The 18,943-nt window shown below is 69.4% G+C and carries 20 protein-coding genes and 1 pseudogene; 10 read left to right on the top strand and 11 right to left on the bottom strand.

Going from position 1 to position 18,943, the window contains the following annotated elements:
• Positions 1-106: 106 nt before the first annotated feature.
• The 4 genes and pseudogenes from SGCZBJ_RS22525 to SGCZBJ_RS22540 form a co-directional block, all read right to left on the bottom strand.
• Complete coding sequence (locus SGCZBJ_RS22525) at positions 107-1,039, bottom strand: nucleoside hydrolase (RefSeq protein WP_101720230.1); 933 nt, start codon at positions 1,037-1,039, stop codon at positions 107-109.
• Positions 1,040-1,094: 55 nt separating this feature from the next.
• Positions 1,095-1,787 carry an MgtC/SapB family protein gene (locus SGCZBJ_RS22530; RefSeq protein ID WP_101720157.1) on the bottom strand — a complete coding sequence of 231 codons (693 nt, stop codon included), beginning with the start codon at positions 1,785-1,787 and terminating at the stop codon, positions 1,095-1,097.
• Positions 1,788-2,005: 218 nt separating this feature from the next.
• A pseudogene (locus tag SGCZBJ_RS22535) lies at positions 2,006-2,152 on the bottom strand (hypothetical protein); the annotation flags it as partial.
• 138 nt (positions 2,153-2,290) lie between these two features.
• A complete protein-coding gene (locus tag SGCZBJ_RS22540) occupies positions 2,291-2,680 on the bottom strand; it encodes a hypothetical protein (protein WP_101720159.1) in 390 nt (129 codons plus the stop codon).
• Between the two features lie 177 nt (positions 2,681-2,857).
• Here SGCZBJ_RS22540 and SGCZBJ_RS22545 point away from each other — a divergent pair, with 177 nt between their 5' ends.
• Together SGCZBJ_RS22545 and SGCZBJ_RS22550 are read left to right on the top strand one after the other, a co-directional pair.
• Positions 2,858-3,328 carry a chemotaxis protein CheW gene (locus tag SGCZBJ_RS22545; RefSeq protein ID WP_101720160.1) on the top strand — a complete coding sequence of 157 codons (471 nt, stop codon included), beginning with the start codon at positions 2,858-2,860 and terminating at the stop codon, positions 3,326-3,328.
• A gap of 96 nt (positions 3,329-3,424) precedes the next feature.
• Positions 3,425-4,528, top strand: a complete 1,104-nt coding sequence (locus SGCZBJ_RS22550) for a Zn-dependent alcohol dehydrogenase (RefSeq protein WP_101720161.1) — start codon at positions 3,425-3,427, stop codon at positions 4,526-4,528.
• A gap of 42 nt (positions 4,529-4,570) precedes the next feature.
• Here SGCZBJ_RS22550 and SGCZBJ_RS22555 read toward each other — a convergent pair whose 3' ends face one another.
• Entirely contained in the window at positions 4,571-5,455 is an 885-nt protein-coding gene (locus tag SGCZBJ_RS22555) for a DMT family transporter (RefSeq protein ID WP_240621616.1), read from the bottom strand.
• 250 nt (positions 5,456-5,705) lie between these two features.
• Here SGCZBJ_RS22555 and SGCZBJ_RS22560 point away from each other — a divergent pair, with 250 nt between their 5' ends.
• On the top strand, positions 5,706-7,820 hold the full coding sequence (locus SGCZBJ_RS22560; RefSeq protein ID WP_101720163.1) for a phosphocholine-specific phospholipase C: 2,115 nt from the start codon (positions 5,706-5,708) through the stop codon (positions 7,818-7,820).
• Here SGCZBJ_RS22560 and SGCZBJ_RS22565 read toward each other — a convergent pair.
• The 3 genes from SGCZBJ_RS22565 to SGCZBJ_RS22575 all read right to left on the bottom strand — a co-directional run bounded on the left by SGCZBJ_RS22565 (position 7,817) and on the right by SGCZBJ_RS22575 (position 11,351).
• Positions 7,817-9,223 carry a M23 family metallopeptidase gene (locus tag SGCZBJ_RS22565; protein ID WP_101720164.1) on the bottom strand — a complete coding sequence of 469 codons (1,407 nt, stop codon included), beginning with the start codon at positions 9,221-9,223 and terminating at the stop codon, positions 7,817-7,819. The two genes, SGCZBJ_RS22560 and SGCZBJ_RS22565, sit on opposite strands and share 4 nt — an antisense overlap.
• Positions 9,224-9,475: 252 nt before the next feature.
• Positions 9,476-10,171 carry a response regulator transcription factor CtrA gene (gene ctrA, locus SGCZBJ_RS22570; protein WP_058347205.1) on the bottom strand — a complete coding sequence of 232 codons (696 nt, stop codon included), beginning with the start codon at positions 10,169-10,171 and terminating at the stop codon, positions 9,476-9,478.
• Positions 10,172-10,577: 406 nt separating this feature from the next.
• Positions 10,578-11,351: a LytTR family DNA-binding domain-containing protein gene (locus SGCZBJ_RS22575; protein ID WP_101720165.1), complete on the bottom strand. Its 774-nt coding sequence runs from the start codon at positions 11,349-11,351 to the stop codon at positions 10,578-10,580.
• A gap of 116 nt (positions 11,352-11,467) precedes the next feature.
• Between SGCZBJ_RS22575 and SGCZBJ_RS22580 the strand changes: the two genes are divergently transcribed.
• The 4 genes from SGCZBJ_RS22580 to SGCZBJ_RS22595 all read left to right on the top strand — a co-directional run bounded on the left by SGCZBJ_RS22580 (position 11,468) and on the right by SGCZBJ_RS22595 (position 15,475).
• Positions 11,468-12,478 (top strand): alpha/beta hydrolase family protein, encoded by a 1,011-nt coding sequence (locus SGCZBJ_RS22580; protein WP_205685458.1) that lies wholly within the window; start codon positions 11,468-11,470, stop codon positions 12,476-12,478.
• A gap of 59 nt (positions 12,479-12,537) precedes the next feature.
• Positions 12,538-13,872: a flagellar protein export ATPase FliI gene (gene fliI / locus SGCZBJ_RS22585; RefSeq protein ID WP_101720166.1), complete on the top strand. Its 1,335-nt coding sequence runs from the start codon at positions 12,538-12,540 to the stop codon at positions 13,870-13,872.
• Between the two features lie 39 nt (positions 13,873-13,911).
• On the top strand, positions 13,912-14,331 hold the full coding sequence (locus SGCZBJ_RS22590; RefSeq protein WP_101720167.1) for a flagellar export protein FliJ: 420 nt from the start codon (positions 13,912-13,914) through the stop codon (positions 14,329-14,331).
• An 88-nt stretch (positions 14,332-14,419) separates the two neighbouring features.
• The gene (locus SGCZBJ_RS22595) at positions 14,420-15,475 is read left to right on the top strand and encodes an endo-1,4-beta-xylanase (RefSeq protein WP_101720168.1); all 1,056 of its coding nucleotides are present in this window, start codon (positions 14,420-14,422) and stop codon (positions 15,473-15,475) included.
• Between the two features lie 115 nt (positions 15,476-15,590).
• Here the strand turns inward: SGCZBJ_RS22595 and SGCZBJ_RS22600 are convergent, their stop codons facing one another.
• The 3 genes from SGCZBJ_RS22600 to SGCZBJ_RS22610 all read right to left on the bottom strand — a co-directional run bounded on the left by SGCZBJ_RS22600 (position 15,591) and on the right by SGCZBJ_RS22610 (position 17,241).
• Entirely contained in the window at positions 15,591-15,971 is a 381-nt protein-coding gene (locus SGCZBJ_RS22600; protein WP_101720169.1) for a DUF4282 domain-containing protein, read from the bottom strand.
• A gap of 148 nt (positions 15,972-16,119) precedes the next feature.
• On the bottom strand, positions 16,120-16,593 hold the full coding sequence (locus tag SGCZBJ_RS22605) for a hypothetical protein (RefSeq protein WP_101720170.1): 474 nt from the start codon (positions 16,591-16,593) through the stop codon (positions 16,120-16,122).
• Positions 16,594-16,677: 84 nt separating this feature from the next.
• Positions 16,678-17,241 (bottom strand): Ig-like domain-containing protein, encoded by a 564-nt coding sequence (locus SGCZBJ_RS22610; RefSeq protein ID WP_338065471.1) that lies wholly within the window; start codon positions 17,239-17,241, stop codon positions 16,678-16,680.
• Between the two features lie 160 nt (positions 17,242-17,401).
• Between SGCZBJ_RS22610 and SGCZBJ_RS22615 the strand changes: the two genes are divergently transcribed.
• The 3 genes from SGCZBJ_RS22615 to SGCZBJ_RS22625 all read left to right on the top strand — a co-directional run bounded on the left by SGCZBJ_RS22615 (position 17,402) and on the right by SGCZBJ_RS22625 (position 18,882).
• Entirely contained in the window at positions 17,402-17,971 is a 570-nt protein-coding gene (locus SGCZBJ_RS22615) for a beta/gamma crystallin-related protein (protein WP_101720171.1), read from the top strand.
• A 93-nt stretch (positions 17,972-18,064) separates the two neighbouring features.
• Entirely contained in the window at positions 18,065-18,199 is a 135-nt protein-coding gene (locus tag SGCZBJ_RS22620; RefSeq protein WP_101712307.1) for an entericidin A/B family lipoprotein, read from the top strand.
• A 290-nt stretch (positions 18,200-18,489) separates the two neighbouring features.
• The gene (locus tag SGCZBJ_RS22625) at positions 18,490-18,882 is read left to right on the top strand and encodes a DUF983 domain-containing protein (protein WP_101720172.1); all 393 of its coding nucleotides are present in this window, start codon (positions 18,490-18,492) and stop codon (positions 18,880-18,882) included.
• Positions 18,883-18,943: the final 61 nt, after the last annotated feature.

Genomic DNA, 18,943 nt, shown 5'->3' on the forward strand with positions numbered 1-18,943 from the left:
CGTGGTCCTCGCCCTTCGACTGGCTCAGGGTGAGGACCACTCTTGAGGCCGAGGCAGCAGTGAAACCTCATCCTGAGCTTGTCGAAGGACGAGGTTTCCGCCCCCCTTACACCCCCGCCATCTCCACCCAGCCGAACAGGGCCTTGAGGATCAGGGCGCGCACCGCCGGAGCGTCGACGCCGACGCAGACCTCGGCGTTAGGCTCGCCCTCGACGCGCTCGATGCGGCCCTGGCGCTCGCCGTCCAGCACCACGCGCAGGCGCGCCGGCTCGAAGACGAAGGCCTCGGGGGCCACCAGGCTGGCCGCGGCGACGGCGTCGTGCGGATGGCAGCCCTCGGCGCCCCAGGCCTTCTGGTGGAAGCTGATGTAGGGCGCCGCCGCGCGGCTCAGCCGCGCCGACAGGGGGCTGCCGCAGCAGCGCGCGCCGCTGTCGAGGTCGGCGGCGGTGATCGTCACCTGGCTGGTGACGTCCAACGGCACCAGGCGCGGCTTGACCCCCGCCTCGAGGATCCGGGCCAGGGCCTCGGGATCGCTCCAGCTGTTGAAGTCGGCCCCGCCGGCGGCCTTGCCCTGCACCGCGAAGGCGCCGGCCATGATCGTCGGCGACCAGCCGCGGAAGGCGGCCGGGTCGTCCAGCAGGCCCAGCGCCAGGTTGGTCAGCGGCCCCAGGAACAGGCCCTTCACCCGCCGCCGCGCCAGAAAGGCCAGCAGGCTGACGCCGTGGCCGCGATCCAGTTCCGGCAGCTTCCAGCGCTGGGAAAAGCCCGCGCCGTTCAGGCCGTCGGGGCCGTGGGCCGGCCGCATCCGCTCGACCCGGCGGCGGGCCAGGCCCGCCCCGGCGCCGATATAGACCTCGGCCGCGCAGCCGGCGAGGCGCAGCACGCCCCGGGCGTTGGCGGCGGCCTGGTCGACATAGGTGTTTCCGAAGACGGCCGAGACCGAGCCCACCTCGACGGCCTCGCGAGCCCGCGCCAGCAGGGCCAGGGCGAGAGCGTCGTCCACGCCGCAGTCGGTGTCGATGTGCAGACGAAGCGCCATGGCCGCGATCATAGCCGATCCGCGTGCGCGCCCGGAAGCCGTCGGCGACCGCCGTTCAGTCCTTTCTGGGCAGGATGTCGAACTCGACCACCCGCTGGTCTTCCTCCAGGCGCCGGGCCAGTTCGCCCAGCCGCAGCGTCCCCTTGCCCGAGAACGAGCCGGCCAGCTCGAACAGCGCCCCGCCGCCGATCAGGCGCTGGTTGATGCGACCGCCCTCCAGTTCGAAGGTCGCCAGCAGGCCGCGCAGCTGGGCTTCGTCGACCAGGGCCTCGCGCCGGAAGCGCACGGCGATGTCGGCATAGTTCTTCTGCGGCATGTGGCGGTCCAGCCAGCGGGCGGCGCTGAGCACCACGACGCTGAGCACGGCGCCGGCGATCGCCAGGTCGTACAGCGCCATGCCGAACAGCATGCCCAGCGCCGAGGTGATCCACAGCGATGCCGCCGTCGTCAGGCCGTGCACCGACACGCCCTGCTGGAAGATGACGCCGCCGCACAGGAAGCCGACGCCGGTCAGCACGCCGTGGGCCATGCGGACGGGGTCGATGCGCACCGTCTCCAGCGGCGTGTCGCCCATCCATTTCAGCTGGTGCACGGCCGCCAGCATCAGCAGGGCCGAGGCCAGCGACACCAGCATGTGGGTGCGCAGGCCCGCCGGCCGCGAGCGGTACTCGCGCTCGAACCCGACCACCGCCCCGGCCATCAGGGCGCCCAGCACGGGCAGCACATATTGCAGCGAGACGCCGTCCATGACGGTGAAACGGCCAAGCCAGCGGGAGGTTCGCCGGCTCGCCCAAGGCCCTTCCGCCTCCAACGGGGGAAGAGGCGGAAGGAACCCCGGCTCGCCCGCCTCCAGGGTGGGGGACGGGGGTCGGCGGGCGCGCCGCAGGGCGTCGCCTTGCGTGAACGACGCCTCCATGATCGCAGCTACGGCGGCCGTCGACGGACGGATGCGCGCGCCCCAAAAATTCAGCTGAAGCCGTTGACCATCTTGCGCAGGCGGCGGGCGACGTCCTCGGGGCGATCGGCGATCTGGAGGAACAGGGCCTGGACCTCGGCCTCCTCCAGGCCGGCGGCGCGCAGGGTGCGCCAGGCGCCCAGCAGCGCGGCCAGGGCTACTTCCTGGCGGTCGGGAACGATGGCGGCGGCGGACATGGAACTGGCCTCTTCAAGAACCGGAGGCGCCACAATGTTCATTTTTTGTTCTCAATGACAAGCCCCGACGCCGCGGATCGGCGTCGGGGTTGAGTGGTCTTAGCGGCAGACGGTGCGTTCGTAGACCGAGCCGCTGTAGCGGTCGTAGTCGCGCGTGGTCCAGCAGTCGCTGCGGTGACGGCGCGGGCCGTAGTCGTAGCCGTAGTAGCGCGGCGGCGGAGCGCGGTAGCCATAGTCGTAGCCATAGGCCGGGCGGCCATAATAGCCGCGGTCGTAGTAGCGGTCACGGCGGTCGTTGTTCAGCGACGAGCCGATGGCCAGGCCCACGATGCCGCCGACGATGGCGGCGGCCGCGGCGTCGTTGCCGCGGTCACGGTGGCGGTGGCGGCGCCAGTCGTCGGCCGAGGCCTGGGTGCTGGCGGCGATCATGGTCAGGGCGGCGAGGCCGGCGGCGACGCCCCCGAAGGTCTTGAGCGGTTTGAAAGCCATGGCGGCCTCCCTGGAAAAGCTTGTCCCAAGCCTGCGCGCCCCCGCCTGAACCCCGTGTGAACGGCCCTGTCAGGTGGAAGGCTGCGCCAAGGCGCCTTTTTTGTTCACCTTTCTGGGCGATGCTTTTCTTCGAACGTGGCCAGAAGGCCATCGACGCGACGAAGGCGGACGAAAGCGATGTCGAGCAACAACACGGCCTATACCCCCGGCGAAGCCCTGCAGGTGCTGTCGTTCGAGGTCGGCGCCCAGACCTACTGCGTGCCGGTCGGCACGGTGCGCGAGATCCGCGGCGTCACGCCCCCCACCCCGCTGCCCGACGCCCCGCCGCACGTGCGCGGCGTCATCAACCTGCGCGGCCAAGTGATGCCGGTCATCGACCTGTCGGCCCGCCTCGGCAAGGGTCCGGCCCAGGACGGCCCGCGCCAGGTGATCATCGTGGTCGAGAACGGTCGCGACGTCGCCGGCCTGCTGGTCGACGCGGTGTGCGACAGCTTCATCGTCGAAGCCGGCCAGATCAGCCCGCCGCCGTCGGTCGGCGAGGAGGCCTCGGCCCTGGTCTCGGCCGTGATCACCACCGAAACCGCCATGGTGGTGCTGCTGACCGTCGACGCCATCCTGCCCGAGCGCCCCATCGACCTGGCGGCGTAGCCCCCAGCTTCAAACAAATGTTTTGATAGCCTCTTCCGCTCGCCCCTCCGCCGGGGCTAGGGTCTGCCGCACAACCATAAAGCGGGAGACGAGCGGATGAAGGCGGCGGTGCTGCGCGAGGTGGGCAAGCCCCTCGTCATCGAGAACGTGGCCATCGGCAAGCCGGGCCCGCGCGAGGTGCTGATCCGCACCAAGGCCGCCGGCGTCTGCCACTCCGACCTGCACTTCGTCGAAGGCTCCTACCCCCACCCCCTGCCCGCCGTGCTGGGCCACGAGAGCGCCGGGATCGTCGAGGCGGTCGGCGACGAGGTGCGCACCGTCAAGGTCGGCGACCACGTCATCACCTGCCTGTCGGTCTATTGCGGCCACTGCGAGGTCTGCCTCACCGGCCACATGAGCCTGTGCACCAGCTCTGAGACCAAGCGACCGAAGGGTTCGGAGCCGCGCCTCTTCAAGGAAGACCTGAACGCCGCCGGCGGGCGCGGCCCGATGGCCCAGTTCCTGAACCTGTCGTCCTTCGCCGAGATGATGCTGGTGCACGAGCACGCCTGCGTGGCCATCCGCAAGGACATGCCGTTCGACCGCGCCGCCCTGATCGGCTGCTCGGTGACCACCGGCATCGGCGCGGTGATCCATACGTCCAAGGTCCAGCCGGGCGAGACGGTGGCCGTCATCGGCTGCGGCGGCGTGGGCCTGGCCACCATCAACGGCGCGGCCATCGCCGGCGCCGGCCGCATCATCGCCATCGACCGCCAGCCCTCGAAACTGGCCCTGGCCAGGACGTTCGGCGCCACGGACGTGATCGACGCCAATGACGGCGACGTGGTCAAGCAGGTGCAGGAACTGACCGGCGGCGGCGTGCACCACAGCTTCGAAGCCATCGGGCTGAAGGTCACCGCCGAGCAGGCCTTCAAGATGCTGCGCCGGGGCGGCACGGCCAACATCATCGGCATGATCCCGGTCGGCACCATGATCGAGCTGCATGGTCCCGACTTCCTCGGCGAGAAGAAGATCCAGGGCAGCTACATGGGCTCCAACCGCTTCCCGGTCGACATGCCGCGCTTTGTCGACTTCTACATGAGCGGCAGGCTCAAGCTCGACGAACTGATCTCGCGCCGGATCAAGCTGGAAGACGTCAACGACGCCTTCGAGGAGCTCAAACGTGGCGAACTGGCCCGCTCGGTGATCGTGTTCGACTAGAACGCTACTTCCTTGACCCTCTCCCAGAGCGAGAGGGAGACCCTAGGCCGCCTTCCGCCGCCCCTTGCGCGTCACCAGGAAGATGCCGCCGCAGACCAGGGCCAGGGCGGCGGCGTTCTTCCAGGCCAGCACCGGCTCGTGCAGGAACAGCGCCGACAGCAGCACCCCGAACACCGGGATCAGGAAGTTGAACACCGCCAGCATGCCCACCGGGTTGTGCTTCAGGAGCAGGCTCCAGAGGGCGAAGGCGGCCGCCGACAGGCCGGCCATGTAGGCCAGCAGGGCCAGCGAGCGGATGTCGAAGCCTTCCAGGCGGCCGCCGAACGCGAACCCGATCCCCAGCAGGGCCGCGCCGCCGATGGCCAGCTGCCAGCCGGTCATGACCATGGCGTCCATCTTCTGCGAGATGGTCTTGCCCCAGATGCCGGCGGCGGCCAGCACGAAGGCGGCGATGACCACGAAGCCCTCGCCTAGCAGGCTGAACTCGAAATCCAGCCCCTTTCCGCCCAGGTTCACCGCCAGCACGCCCAGGAAGCCGAGCAGGCAGCCCAGCGCCTTGCGCGGGGTCAGGCGGTCGTTGGCGTAGAGGAAGTGGGCCAGGATCACGCCGAAGAAGGCGCCGGTCGAGTTCATGATCGACGACTTCACGCCGGTGGCGTGGGCCAGGCCGATATAGAAGAAGACGTACTGCACCGTGGTCTGGACGATCCCCAGGGCCAGCACCTTGGGCGCCTGGTCGCGCGGCGGGACCAGCGGCTTGCCGGTCAGCCCCGCCAGCACCAGCAGGATCGCGCCGGCCGCCAGGAACCGCCAGCCGGCGAACAGCATCTGGGCGGCCGTGTCGGCCTTGGCCACGTGCAGCATCGCATAGCCGGCCTTCACCGCCGGAAAGGCGCTGCCCCACAGCAGGCAGCACAGCACCGCCATGCCGATGACGAAACGGCGATCACGGTAGAGGTCGGCGCGGGGGGAGGTCACGCTAGGCGAGGTCACGGGGGCGGGCCTTGTCGGAAAAAGCATCGCCGCCCCACGGCAAGCGGGGCGGCGATCATGTCTGCGCCCAGCTTCTAGGCTCCTCGCCGCGGGGCTTCAACCACGGGGCCGCCCTTGTGCGCGCTGTCACGAGATCGCCAGGCGCGACATGCTACCGGCAGTGCTCCAGAGGGGGAGATTCGCCTTGTCCGACATCGATCGCCGCGGCCTGCTGCTGGGCGGAGCCGCCGCCGGCGCCCTGCCGACCTTCCTCGCCTCGACCCTGGCCCGCGCCGCCGCGATCGACGCCGACGACCGCACGGGTACGATCCAGGACGTGGAGCACGTGGTGATCCTGATGCAGGAGAACCGCAGCTTCGACCACTATTTCGGGGCCATGGCCGGGGTGCGCGGCTTTGGCGACCGCTTCCCCGTCCCGGTGCGCGACGCAGCCGGCCGCAAGGACGGCACGGCGTTCCTCCAGGCCTATGGCCAGCAAGGCGGCCCGGACGTGATCGCGCCCTTCGCGCTGAACAGCGGCCCGCTGGGCGACCTGATCCGCGTCGAGGGCACGCCGCATGGCTGGGCCGACGCCCAGGACGCCTGGGACGAAGGACGCATGGACCGCTGGCCGGTCGCCAAGCGGCCCCACTCCATGGGCTACTACACCAAGGCCGAAATCCCCTTCCAGTACGCCCTGGCCCACGAATTCACCCTGTGCGACGCCTATCACTGCTCGACCCAGACCGGCACCAACACCAACCGCCTGTTCCTGTGGAGCGGAACCAACGACGGCGCGGGCCAGGCCGGCGGGCCGTCGATCTCGAACTCGCACGACGATTTTCCGGACAAGGGCGGCGCGGCCGAGTCCTACCGCTGGACCACCTATCCCGAACGGCTGCTGGAGGCCGGCGTCAGCTGGCGCATCTACCAGGACATGGCCGACAACTTCACCGACAACCCCCTGGCGGGGTTCGCGGCCTATCGCGCCGCCCATGCCGGCGCCCCCGGCTCGGATCAGCGGCTCAAGGACCTGGCCCTGTCGACCTGGCACCTCGACGGGCTGCGCCAGGACGTGCTGTCCGGGCGCCTGCCCCAGGTCTCGTGGATCATCGCCCCGGCCGCCGACTCCGAGCATCCGGGGCCATCCAGCCCCGCCCAGGGCGCCTTCTATCTGGCCCGGGTGCTCGACGCCCTGACCTTGAACAGCAAGGTCTGGGCGAAAACGGCGCTGCTGGTGATGTTCGACGAGAACGACGGCTTCTTCGACCACGTTCCACCGCCCGCCCCGCCCTCGCGCGACGCCGCCGGCAAGGACCTGGGCGGCTCGACCGTGGATACGGCCGGCGAGTATCACCTCGTGCGCAATCCGACCGAGGCCAAGGCCGAGCGTGACGACCTAATGGGCCGCCCCTACGGCCTGGGACCGCGGGTGCCGATGTACGTGATCTCGCCTTGGAGCCGCGGCGGCTGGGTCAACAGCGAGGTCTTCGACCACACCTCGGTGATCCGCTTCCTGGAGGCCCGCTTCGGCGTGGCCGAGCCCAACATCTCGCCGTGGCGGCGGTCGGTGTGCGGCGACCTGACCTCGTGCTTCAACTTCGCGACGCCGAACGCCGACCCTCCCGCCGCGATGCAGGACATGCAGACCCTGGCCAGGGCGGCGCGGTTCGCCGCCCGCAAGAAGAACACGACGACCCCGCCGACGCCGACCGCGGTCCGGGCGCCCTATCAGGAAAGCGGCATGCGCAACTCGCGCGCGCTGCCCTACCGACTGGAGGTCAACGCCGGGATCGGCGACGGCGCGGCGAGCCTGGTCCTGAACAATCCCGGCGCCGCCGGGGCCGTGCTGCACGTCTATGACCGCCTGCGCCTGGACCAGGCGCCGCGCCGCTACACCCTGGGCGCGGGCGGACGGCTCGAGGACGCCTGGCCGGCCGGCGCCTACGACCTCTGGCTGCTGGGTCCCAACAGCTTCCACCGGCACTATGCGGGCGAGCCGTCCGACGGGCTGGAATGGCTGATCGTCCCCAACCCCAGCGGGAAGACGGTGGGGATGACCCTCTACAACACCAGTTCGGAGGCGCGCACGGTGACCGTCGAGTCGGTCGGCTTCCTGAAGTCCAAGCCCTGGACGGTGACGCTGGCGGCGGGGGAGACGCGGGGTCGCGAATGGCAGGCGGGCGTCGACTGGTACGACCTGTCGGCCCGCTGCGAAGAGCGCCCGTCCTGGCGCCGCCGCGCCGCTGGACGCGCGGAGTCAGGACGACACTCGCACAGCGATCCGCTGATGGGCGGGCTGGCCGCGCTGTCGCGCTAGCGCAGCCGGCTGGTGTTGGGCGACTTCAGCTCGGCCAGGGCCAGGCGCGGGGTGTCCTTGCTGGTCTCGTTGGAGGCCTGGGCGTAGTTGCTGTCTTCCCGGCCGGCCTGGGCCAGCAGGGTGTCGACGCGGGCCTTCTTGGCCTTGAAGGCCGCTAGCTCGCCCCCCGACAGCACCGTGCCCTGCGGCACCTTGGCGCCGATCGGGTTGACGCGCTGGCCGTTCAGCCAGACCTCGTAGTGCAGGTGCGGGCCGGTCGACATGCCGGTCGAGCCGACATAGGCCACGACCTGGCCCTGCGAGACGCGCATGCCCGGGCGGACGCCCTTGCCGTAGCGCGAGATGTGGGCGTAGCCGGTGTCCCAGTTGCCGGCGTGGCGGATCCGCAGCCAGTTGCCGTAGCCGGCCCAGCGCTTGGCCTCCAGCACCACGCCGTCGCCGGCGGCGAGGATCGGGGTGCCGGTGCCGGCGCCGAAGTCGACGCCCTTGTGGCCGCGAGCATAGCCCAGGATCGGGTGGCGGCGCATGCCGAAGGTCGAGGTGATGCGGGCCCCGTCGACCGGGGTGCGCAGCAGGAAGCCTTTGATGTTCTTGCCGCTCTCGTCGAAGAACTGGGTCTTGCCGTCGCGCTCGAAGGCGTAGAAGCGCTGGCCCTTGACCTCGGCGTACTCCAGGTCGCCGGCCTCGATGGTGCGGCCGCTCTCGGTGACCTTGCGGTCGAACACCAGGCAGAACTGGTCGCCGTCCTTGATGTCGCGCGAGAAGTCGATCTTGTGCGAGAACAGCTTGGCCGCCTGGCTGATCACGGCCGGGCTGCCGCCGACGGCCGCCACGCTCTCGTAGAACGACCCGTTCATGGCCCCGCACGAGACCTTGGTCTCGTCGCGGACCTGTTCCTCGATCTCGCGCAGCTTCAGCGCGCCGTCGAAGGTGCGCGACACGGTGACGGTCGATGACGGGCTGGTGCGCATCGACAGGCCGACCAGCCGGGCCGGGCCGCGGTCGTTGTCGCGGCGGCGGGCGATGGCGGCCTCAAAGGCCATGCCGGCCTTGATGTTGACCGTGTCCATGGCGCTCTGCAGCGTGCTGACCACCTGGCTGGCCTCGTCGGCGCCGACGCCCGAGCGCTGCACGGCGCCTTGCAGGGTCTCGCCGGGGCGAACCTTGACGGAAACGGTTTCAGGACGGTCGAAGCCGGGCTGGGCCTCGGCCTGGGCGAAGGCGACGTGTTGCAGGGCCACCATGGCGGCCGCGTCCAGCGGCGCGTGGGCGGCCACGACGGTCGACGGGGCGTCGCCCGCCGTCAGCTTCCAGCCCAGGGCCAGGGCGGCCAAGCCGGCGACGGCGGTAAAGAGCCGCGGCGCGAGACGCCACGTCGGGCGTCGCGGATCAAATTCCTGCATCGGTCCCCCGTTCGGTAGCGATGCCGTTTTCGTACAGAAACAGCACGGCCGGGAAGCCCCCCAGCAATCGTCGGGCCGGAACATGACGGCGCAGGGGCCGCCGATCAAGGACTATCCGGTGCTTTGGACGTTTTGTCACGGATATGGTTAACCCATTGTCCTGGCTCGGAAAACGCGAGCGGACAAAGAAAAACGCCCGCTGCGAGCAGCGGGCGTCTTCTGTCGAATTTCGGGTTTCGCGCTGGCGAAAAATCAGGCGGCGCTGACCTGTTCGTTCGGGTCGCGCAGCACGTAGCCGCGGCCCCAGACGGTTTCGATGTGGTGCTTGCCCTGGGCCGAGGCCGCCAGCTTCTTGCGCAGCTTGCAGATGAAGACGTCGATGATCTTCAGTTCCGGCTCGTCCATGCCGCCGTACAGGTGGTTGAGGAACATCTCCTTGGTCAGGGTCGTGCCCTTGCGCAGGGAGAGCAGCTCCAGCATCTGGTATTCCTTGCCGGTCAGGTGAACGCGGTTGCCGTTCACTTCCACCGTCTTGGCGTCCAGATTGACGATGATGTCGCCGGTCTTGATGACCGACTGGGCGTGACCCTTCGAACGACGGACCACCGCGTGGATGCGGGCGATCATCTCGTCCTTGTGGAAGGGCTTGGTCATGTAGTCGTCGGCGCCGCCGGCGAAGGTCTTAACCTTCGTGTCGATTTCGGCCGTGCCCGACAGGATCATGATCGGCGTGTTGACCTTGGCCACGCGCAGGGTGCGCAGCACGTCGATGCCGCTCATGTCGGGAAGGTTCAGGTCGAGCAGGATCAGGTCGTAGTCATAGATCTTGCCCAGGTCGACGCCTTCTTCGCCCAGGTCGGTCGTGTAGACGTTGAAGCCCTCCGACTTCAGCATCAGCTCGATCGTCTGCGCGGTGGCGCTGTCATCCTCGATCAACAGTACCCGCATGAAACCCTCCCCGCCCTGAGGCGGCGCTTATTCGACAGCTAGGCGGACAACCGCCGGTGAAACCCGTCCACCAGTCTGGCGGACAGTTAATTTAAGACTGGTTAATGGTGAACGCGTCGTCTGGCGAAATGGTTAATATGATTTGCGAATCGGGTGCAAGCGCCCAGAAAACCGTTGCGCACATTGGCCGCAGGCGGTTTTCAAGCTCTGCCTTGGCATGGTGAAAAGCCAGCAAAACCAAGGGTTAACAGGGGATCGGACGCCGTTACCGCGTTAAGAAGCCTCAAGGCTCCGTTCGTCTTTAGGGCGAGATTGCGGCGTTCTGTCGCGAGAATTTCCCACCCATTTTTTCGCCCTCCGCGTGCGGGCCGCGTGCGGTCGAAAGCTGGACAGGCGCTTTCCCGCGTCACCCGGTCGCGGCCGATTCCCCGTCGGTCAGCCAGCCGGCCGCCCGCAGGCGGGCCACCGAGGCCCGCGCGATGGGCGCGGCCTCGCCGTCGACCAGCCGCAGCCGCAGGTTTCGGCCGTCGCGCTCGACCCCGACCACCGCCCGCCGCGCCACCCACCACGAGCGGTGGACCTGCAATCCGTCCAGGCCCGACAGCCCCGCCAGCACCCGCGACAGCGGTCCGGCCTCCAGCCGCGAGCCGGTTTCGGTGCGAACCCGGACGTAATGATCCTCCATCTTTAGATAGAGGACGCGGGAGGGCGACACGGACGGCTCGGCCGGCGCCCCGGGGATGACCGGGACCACCCGCGCCGCCTGCAGCCGGGCGCGCAGCCAGGTGAAACCCGCCGCGATCGGCGCCGAGATCGCCAGGCACTGGCCGTACCAATCCAGCGGCGACAGGCGCTTGAGAAACGGCCACAGGCTGGTGGCCAGCGGCGCCACGACCGCGGTCTGCAAACCACAGCCGACCAGGATCGCCCCGCCGACCATCACCCAGGCGGGAACCTTCAGCCGCTCGGCCCCGGCGATCGCCAGGCGGATCGAAAGGCCGAAGATCACGATCCCGGCCCAGAAGCAGCCCGTCCAATAGAACGCGCGCACGAGGACGGAGCCGTTGAAGTAGCTGCCGAACGGCCCGACCACGCCCAGGAACACCCCCACCGCCGTGGCGACGGAAAGGTCGATCGCCCATTCGCGGGCGGTTCCCAGGACGGGCGTTCTGGCGGTCATGGCCGATCTATAGCGCCGTTCGCCGCTTGGCGAACCCATTCGCCCATTCACGCATGAGGCGTGGCGACGCAAGGGCTAGGGCCGCATCGAGGGGACATCGCCAACCGGAGCCCTCCATGCGTTCCCCTCGCCTTCTCGCCCTGTTCGCCACCCTCGCCTTCGCCGGCGCCGTCTCCACCACCGCTTGGGCCTCCGAGCCGCATGTCGGCTTCATGCGCCTGTCCGCGCCCGATCCTGGCGGCGCGCCGATCGAGGTCGGGGTCTGGTACCCCACCGACACGGCCGAGACCGCCCCGGCCGGCGGCATGGAGAACCTGCCCGTCGCCGCCGGCGCGCCGGTCGCCGGCGAGCATCTGCCGCTGGTGGTCATGTCGCACGGCAACGGCGGCTGGTTCGGCGGCCACTACGACACCGCCGCCGCCCTGGTGAGGAGGGGCTTCGTCGTCGCCGCCCTGACCCACACCGGCGACAACTACCGCGACCAGAGCCGGGCGCTGGACATGGCCGACCGCCCCCGCCAGCTTTCCGTGCTGATCGGCTACATGCTGGACGCCTCGCCGATGCACGCGCGGATCGATCCGGCCAAGGTCGGCGCCTTCGGCTTCTCGTCGGGCGGCTTCACGGTGCTGGCGGCGGCCGGCGGCCAGCCGAACCTGGCGGCGACCTTCCCGGAACACTGTCTGAAGCACCCAGCCAACTACGATTGCCGCCTCAGCGCCGGCAAGCCGCTGCCGGCAAGCGCGCTGACCACGACCTGGACCCACGACACGCGGATCAAGGCCGTGGTCTCGGCCGCGCCCGCGCTCGGCTTCACTTTCGGCAAGAAGGGCCTGGAGGGCGTCACCCAGCCGCTGCAACTGTGGAAGGCGGCCGACGACGAGATCCTGCCGGATCCCGACTACGCCGAGGCCGTGCACCGCGCGCTGCCCCGCGCCCACGACTATCGCGTCGTGCCGGGGGCGCGACATTTCGACTTCCTGGTCCCGTGCGGCCCGCAGGCGGCCAAGCAACTGCCAACCCCTTTGTGCGCAGGCGCTCCGGGCTTCGACAGGGCTGCTTTCCACGCTGATTTCAACGCCCGGGTTGCGACATTCTTCGCCACCCATCTGGGCGTCGGCGAACGCTGAATTTCATGCCCGATTAACCATGATGACCGAGTCTGCGCGGGTCGCTTCCAGGAGCCGTCTTGCGCAGTCTCATCGCCGCCGTCGAACGTCTTGACCCGCTGACCGTCTTCGGACGCGTGGCGGCCGTCAACGGCCTCCTGATCGAGGCTCGCGGCGGTCTGACGCGCCTGGCGGTCGGCGCCCGGGTCGAGATCGAGCGCATCGGCGCCCCGGTGCTGCCGGCCGAGGTCGTCGGCTTCCGCGAGACCCGCGCCCTGCTCATGCCGTTCGGCCCGGTCGAGGGCGTGGCCCCCGGCGCCGAGATCCGCATCATGCCCGAAGGCGCCACCGTGCGTCCGACCAAGGCGTGGCTGGGCCGCATCATCAACGCCTTCGGCGAGCCGATCGACGGTCTTGGCCCGCTGCCGCAAGGCGAGGTTCCCTATCCGCTGAAGACCCCGCCGCCGCCCGCCCACGCCCGCGGCCGGGTGGGCGAGCGCCTGGACCTGGGCGTGCGGTCGATGAACGTCTTCACCACCACCTGCCGCGGCCAGCGCCTGGGCATCTTCGCCGGCTCGGGCGTCGGCAAGTCGGTGCTGCTGTCGATGCTGGCCAAGGAAGCCACCTGCGACGCCGTCGTCGTCGGCCTGATCGGCGAACGCGGCCGCGAGGTGCGCGAGTTCATCGAGGAGACCCTTGGCGAGGAAGGCCTGCGCCGCGCCATCGTCGTGGTCGCCACCTCGGACGAGCCGGCCCTGACCCGCCGCCAGGCCGCCTACATGACCCTGGCCGTCGCCGAGTTCCTGCGCGACCAGGATCAAGAGGTCCTTTGCCTGATGGACTCGGTGACCCGCTTCGCCATGGCCCAGCGCGAGATCGGCCTGGCCGCCGGCGAGCCGCCGACCACCAAGGGCTATACGCCCACCGTCTTCACCGAGCTGCCCAAACTCCTTGAGCGGGCTGGACCTGGCCCCATCCGCGCCGACGGCACCACGGCCGCGCCGATCACCGCGCTCTTCACCGTGCTGGTGGACGGCGACGACCACAACGAGCCGATCGCCGACGCCGCGCGCGGTATCCTCGACGGCCACATCGTCATGGAGCGTTCGATCGCCGAGCGCGGCCGCTTCCCGGCCATCAACGTGCTGAAGTCGATCAGCCGGACCATGCCGGGCTGCCAGCTGCCGCACGAGCGCGACATCGTCAAATCCGCCCGCCAGGTGCTGTCGGCCTATTCCAACATGGAAGAGCTGATCCGCATCGGCGCCTATCGCGCCGGCGCGGATCCCACCGTCGACCGGGCCATCCAGCTCAATCCGGCTGTCGAGGCCTTCCTCAGCCAGAACCCCGACGAAGCCACGAGTCTTGACGATTCGTTCAACTTCCTCGGCCAGATTCTCCAAAGCGCCGCCTGAATCCGCTCAGAGCGCGCTTTCCGTACCGAGTAAGCCAGCATGACCAAGTGGGCCGCCTCCCTGATCCGCCTCTCGAACCACGAGGTCGAGACGCTGCAGAAGCGCCTGGCCGAGGTGGTCGACCGCCGCGAGGCCGCGCAGATGAAGCTGGCCACGATGGACGCCGAAGCCGAGATCGAGATGCGCAACGCCGAGGGCGACGCCGCGGCCGGCTGGTACATGGTCGGCTACCGCAAGGGCCTGGAGGTGCGGCGCACCGAGACCCTGCTCGAGATCGACCAGATCAGCATCGAGGAAATCGGCGCCCGCGACGCCCTATCGATGGCCTTCGAGAACCTCAAGAAATACGAGCACGTCGCCGAGACCGCCAAGGCGGCCCTGGCCAAGAAGGTCGGCAAGCTGGAAATGGCCGCCCTCGACGAACTGGGCCTGCGCCGCGCGGCGATGGGCGGGCGCTAGCAACGAACCTCCCCCTGTGGGGGAGTTTCCCTTCACCCTTCCCCAACCTCCCCGTGCTTTCCTTGCGACAGATCGCCGCGAGGGTTCCATGTCCGACGTCTCACGCCGCGCCGTGCTCGGCTCCAGCCTGGCGCTGGCCGCCTGCGGCCAGAAGGCGCAAAGCCAGCCGGTCCCGGCCAATCTGGCCCCGCTGAAGACGATCGCGCCGTTCCGGATCGGATCCTCGGTCCAGGCCCTGCACCTGGACGACCCAGCGCTCGCCGCCCTGCTGCGCCGGCAGGTCAGCCAGCTGACGCCCGAATGGCAGATGAAGATGGAATACATCGTCCAGCCGGACGGCTCGTTCCGCTTCGACGCGCCCGACAGGATCGCCGCCTTCGCCCAGGCCAACGGCATGGCCCTGCTGGGCCACGTGCTGGTCTGGTACGCCCAGGCGCCGGAAGCCTTCGAGCGGCTGGACGAGAACCGGGTCAGCTTCGAGCAGGCCTATCGCAACTACATCCTGGCCGTGGCCGGCCGCTATCGCGGCAAGGTGGTCGGCTGGGACGTGGTCAACGAGGCCGTGGCCGAAGACGGCGACGGCTGGCGCACCAGCCTGTGGTCCAAGCGCCTTGGCGACTTCGAGCACATCGCCCTGGCCTTCCGCACGGCGCGAGAGGCCGATCCGGGCGCGACGCTGCTGCTCAACGACTACAATCTCGAATACATGCCCCGGAAGCGGGCCACCTTCCTGAAGCTGGCCGAGCGCCTGCTGGCCTCGGGCGCGCCCCTGACCGGCATCGGCACGCAGATGCACGTCGCCGCCGACATCCGCCCCGGCGAGATCACCACGATGATGAAGGACCTGGCCAGCCTTGGCCTGCCTATCCACCTTTCGGAGCTCGACGTGTCGCTGGTGCGCTCGGACAACAAGCTCCTGGGCCGCGCCGAGCTGGAGCGCCGCCAGGCCCGCACCTACGGCGAGGCGGCCGAGGCGTTCATGGCCCTGCCGCAGCGCCAGCGCTTCGCCTTCACCCTGTGGGGCCTGCGCGACAAGGATTCGTGGCTGAAGAAGGAGAACGCGTCGGACGCTCCCGCGCCGTTCGACGATGCGGGCCGGCCCAAGGCGGCCGCGGCGGCGCTGGTGGAGGCGTTCAGGCGCTAGTGGTCAACGCCGTGCGTGGTCCTCGCCCTTCGACAGGCTCAGGCTGAGGACCATAGTGCGGGCCTGGCTGTAGAAAACCTCATCCCGAGCTTGTCGAAGGACGAGTTTTGCAGCCTTAGCCGCCCGGACCGCGGACGCTGGAGGCCACGGCGTGGTCGGCGTCGTTGGCCTGGCGCAGGGCGCGCAGGTCTTCGCTGATGCGGAAGACGGCGACATAGAACTCGCAGAAGGCGCGCCACAGCAGCACCATGCCGGCGGCGACCAGCAGGCCGGCGATCAGCACCGGGAAGGCCAGCAGCAGCGAGGCGACCCCGCGCTCCTTCAGCGCCAGGCCCACGGCCGCGCCGACGACGGAAAAGGCGAACAGGGCCACGACGCCCAGGCCCGCCCAGTAGATCAGGTGGATGACCGGCCCGGTCACCAGTCGGTCGAAGGTCAACAGATCCCAGAACAACGCGCCAGAACCACGCGCCTTGGATTTCCTGGCCGGAGCCATCCGACACACCTCATGTCAGCGGACTGGCGGAGACCGCCGAAGTTACGCTGCATCGCTAGCAGCGTGAGGCCCGCTCGGCAATGCCGGGCGGGCCTCGTGCGTGTTCGGAAGAAGGGACGGTGTTATTTCGCCCCTGCCTTCGCCCCCGTTACTTGGGAGCGGCGGCGCCGGCCAGGGCGGCGTCGATCTGGGCCTTGGTGGCCGTGGTGCTGATGCTGCCATCGGCGCCGGCGCTCAGGCTGGCCTTGGGCAGGGCGAACTTCTTGTCGCCGCTGCTGACAACGACGTTGGCCGAGCCATCGGCGCCGGTCGAGGTGCCGCTGACGGTGCCGACCACGGCGCCGGCCGGGTCCTTGATCTCGGCGCCGACGGCGACGTCGGCCGAGACGTTGGCGGACGACGGCGTGCCGGCCGAACTGGCGGCCGCGGCGCTGCTGTCAGCCGGGGTCGTGGTGGTGGTGGTCGTGGTGCTGCTGGTGGTCGATTCCGGCGCCTGCGTGCTGGCGGCCGGCGGTTGCGCGGCGACCGGATCGGCCGGCGGCTGAGCAGCGTCTTGAGCGTAAGCGGCGCCAGCCATCGAAAGGGTCGCGGCGGCGGCGAGGTAAGCAAACTTGGTCTTCATAATGCGCTCCGTCGGAGGGCCCCTGCCCGATCATCCAACGCAGCCCGGTTTGTAACGGTTCCGAAACAACGCGTGATCGTCGGCTCACGGCGTCGTGGCGACAAGCTTGGGCGCTTCCTGGATCGGGGCCTCGTCGTCCTTCAGGCTGGCGGCCTTCATGGCGGACTTCAGCGTGTAGATCGACGGATCCTTGCTGGTCGAGAAGGCCAGCTCGGCGGTCAGGGCGGGGTTCTCGGCCTCGTTGGCGAAGCCGCCCTCGCGCACGCCGTTGAACGTGACCGCATAGCTCTTGCCCGGCTTGGTGCTGCACAGCAGGACGAAGGTCCGGCCGTCGTTCAGCAGGCGCGGCGCGCGGACGCATTCGGGCTTTTCGCCGCCGGCGACCGCCGCGTAGTTCCAGGCGCCGGGCAGCATCTTCTGGTCGAAGCTGACCTTCAGAACCAGGATCCCCGGGGCCACGGCCTGGCCGGCCGCGGGCCAGGTGGCGGTCACCTTCGGCGGCAGGGTCGGCGGCATCACCGTCACAGGCGAGACGGGAGTGGGCTCGGGCCGGGACTGCTGGGCGACAGCGCCGCCGGCGACGGCGAGCATGGCCAGGACAGGAAGGGCGAGGACGGCGGTGCGCATGGCCAGGAGAATGGCGATCAAGCGCGGCCTTCTCAAGGCGCCGTTCGACGAAGCCAGGCCCGCTCCCGCCGCCGAGGCCCCTTTTGTTACAAGGTTTTCATTCAGGTCACGTTCACGCGTCGCGATACTAGCTTGGCTGCATCAACCGGCCTCGACGCCGGCCCTTCGGGAGACCTTCGCCATGCGCACCGTCATCGCCCTGATCGCCGCGACGAGCGCCCTCGCCGCCACGGCGGCCCCTGCCCTCGCCCAAGGCCCCGGCCGCGGCGACCGCTATGAGGAACGCCCCCGCGGCTCCTACGAACAGAGCTGCCGCAACATCAACGTCCGCCGCGGCGAGATCACCGCCGAGTGCCGCGACCGTCGCGGCCGCTGGCAGTGGTCGACCGCCAGCGCCGACTGCCGCGAGATGGAGAACCAGGACGGTCGCCTCGTGTGCGTCCGTGGCGGCGGTCGTCCCGGCGGTCCGGGCGGTCCCGGCTCCGGCTGGGGCGGCGGTCGCGGCGCGGACGCGGTGATCTTCGAGCACGCCGGCTACGGCGGCCGCGCCTACGAGGTGCGCGGCGACATGCCCGACTTCACGCAGATCGGCTTCAACGACAAGGCCTCGTCGATCCAGATCCGTCGCGGCGAGTGGGAGCTGTGCGACGACATCTACTTCCGCGGCCGCTGCTGGCGGGTGTCGGCCGACATGGGCCTTTTCCCGCGCGACATGAACGACCGCGTCAGCTCGATCCGTCGGATCCGCTGATCCGGCTCCCGCCCTAATTTGGTCGAGAACTCGACCTTGAAGCGGCGCGCGGGGCGGCTAAGCTCCGCGCGCCTTTTCATTTGGGAAACGCCCATGCGCAAGATCATCGTCCTCGCCGCCGCCGCGGCCGCCCTGCTGGTCTCGGCCTGCAACACCATCGAAGGCGTGGGCCGCGACGTCTCGGCCGCCGGCCGCGCGGTCGCCGACACTGCGCGCGACGCCAAGTAGGACGCTGGCGACGGCGCGTCTCGCCGCGAGGCTGACGCGCCGCCCCACCTTGGCCGCAATGCTGCGCCAGACTTGCCTTCGTCATGGCAAGTAAAGTCACATGACGACGTTCTGTATCAAAAGCTTAACCGGAAGCCGCCCGCCATTAACCTTGCCGGCAAATTCATTCGCGCGCGACGCTCGCGGAGGATGAATTCTTTCAGCCATCGCCTATTTGCAGGCTGAATATCCGCTTCCAAAGCGCACATGCGACCGAAAGCGCCATTTGCGCCGAGCGTCGCCGGAGCCATATGGACGCCATGACCGACCGACCCGTACCCAGCGTCCTTACCGGCATGAAGAGAGGCGTCCGCCATCGCTGCCCCAACTGCGGCGAGGGCAAGCTGTATTCGCGCTACCTGAAGGTCGAGTTCGACTGCGAGGCCTGCGGACACCACCTGGCCGCCTACCCCGCCGACGACGGTCCCGCCTACTTCACGATCCTGATCGTCGGCCACCTGTTCGTAGCCCCGCTGCTGCTGTTCCCGTTCATCTGGCAGGCCTCGCCGTGGCTGGTCGCGCCGCTGACCATCCTGCCGCTGGCGGCCCTGACCCTGATGCTGCTGCCCCGGGTCAAGGGCGCGGTGATCGGCGCCCTGTGGGCCAACGGCCTGCGCAAGGCCGAGGACGCCCCCAGCGGCTGACCCGAACAGGCGGCGGCGGAACCGTCGCCGCACAGGCCGCATTCCCTCCCCGAAGTCCAGG

This window comes from Caulobacter zeae (genome assembly GCF_002858925.1).
Taxonomy (GTDB): Bacteria; Pseudomonadota; Alphaproteobacteria; order Caulobacterales; family Caulobacteraceae; genus Caulobacter; species Caulobacter zeae.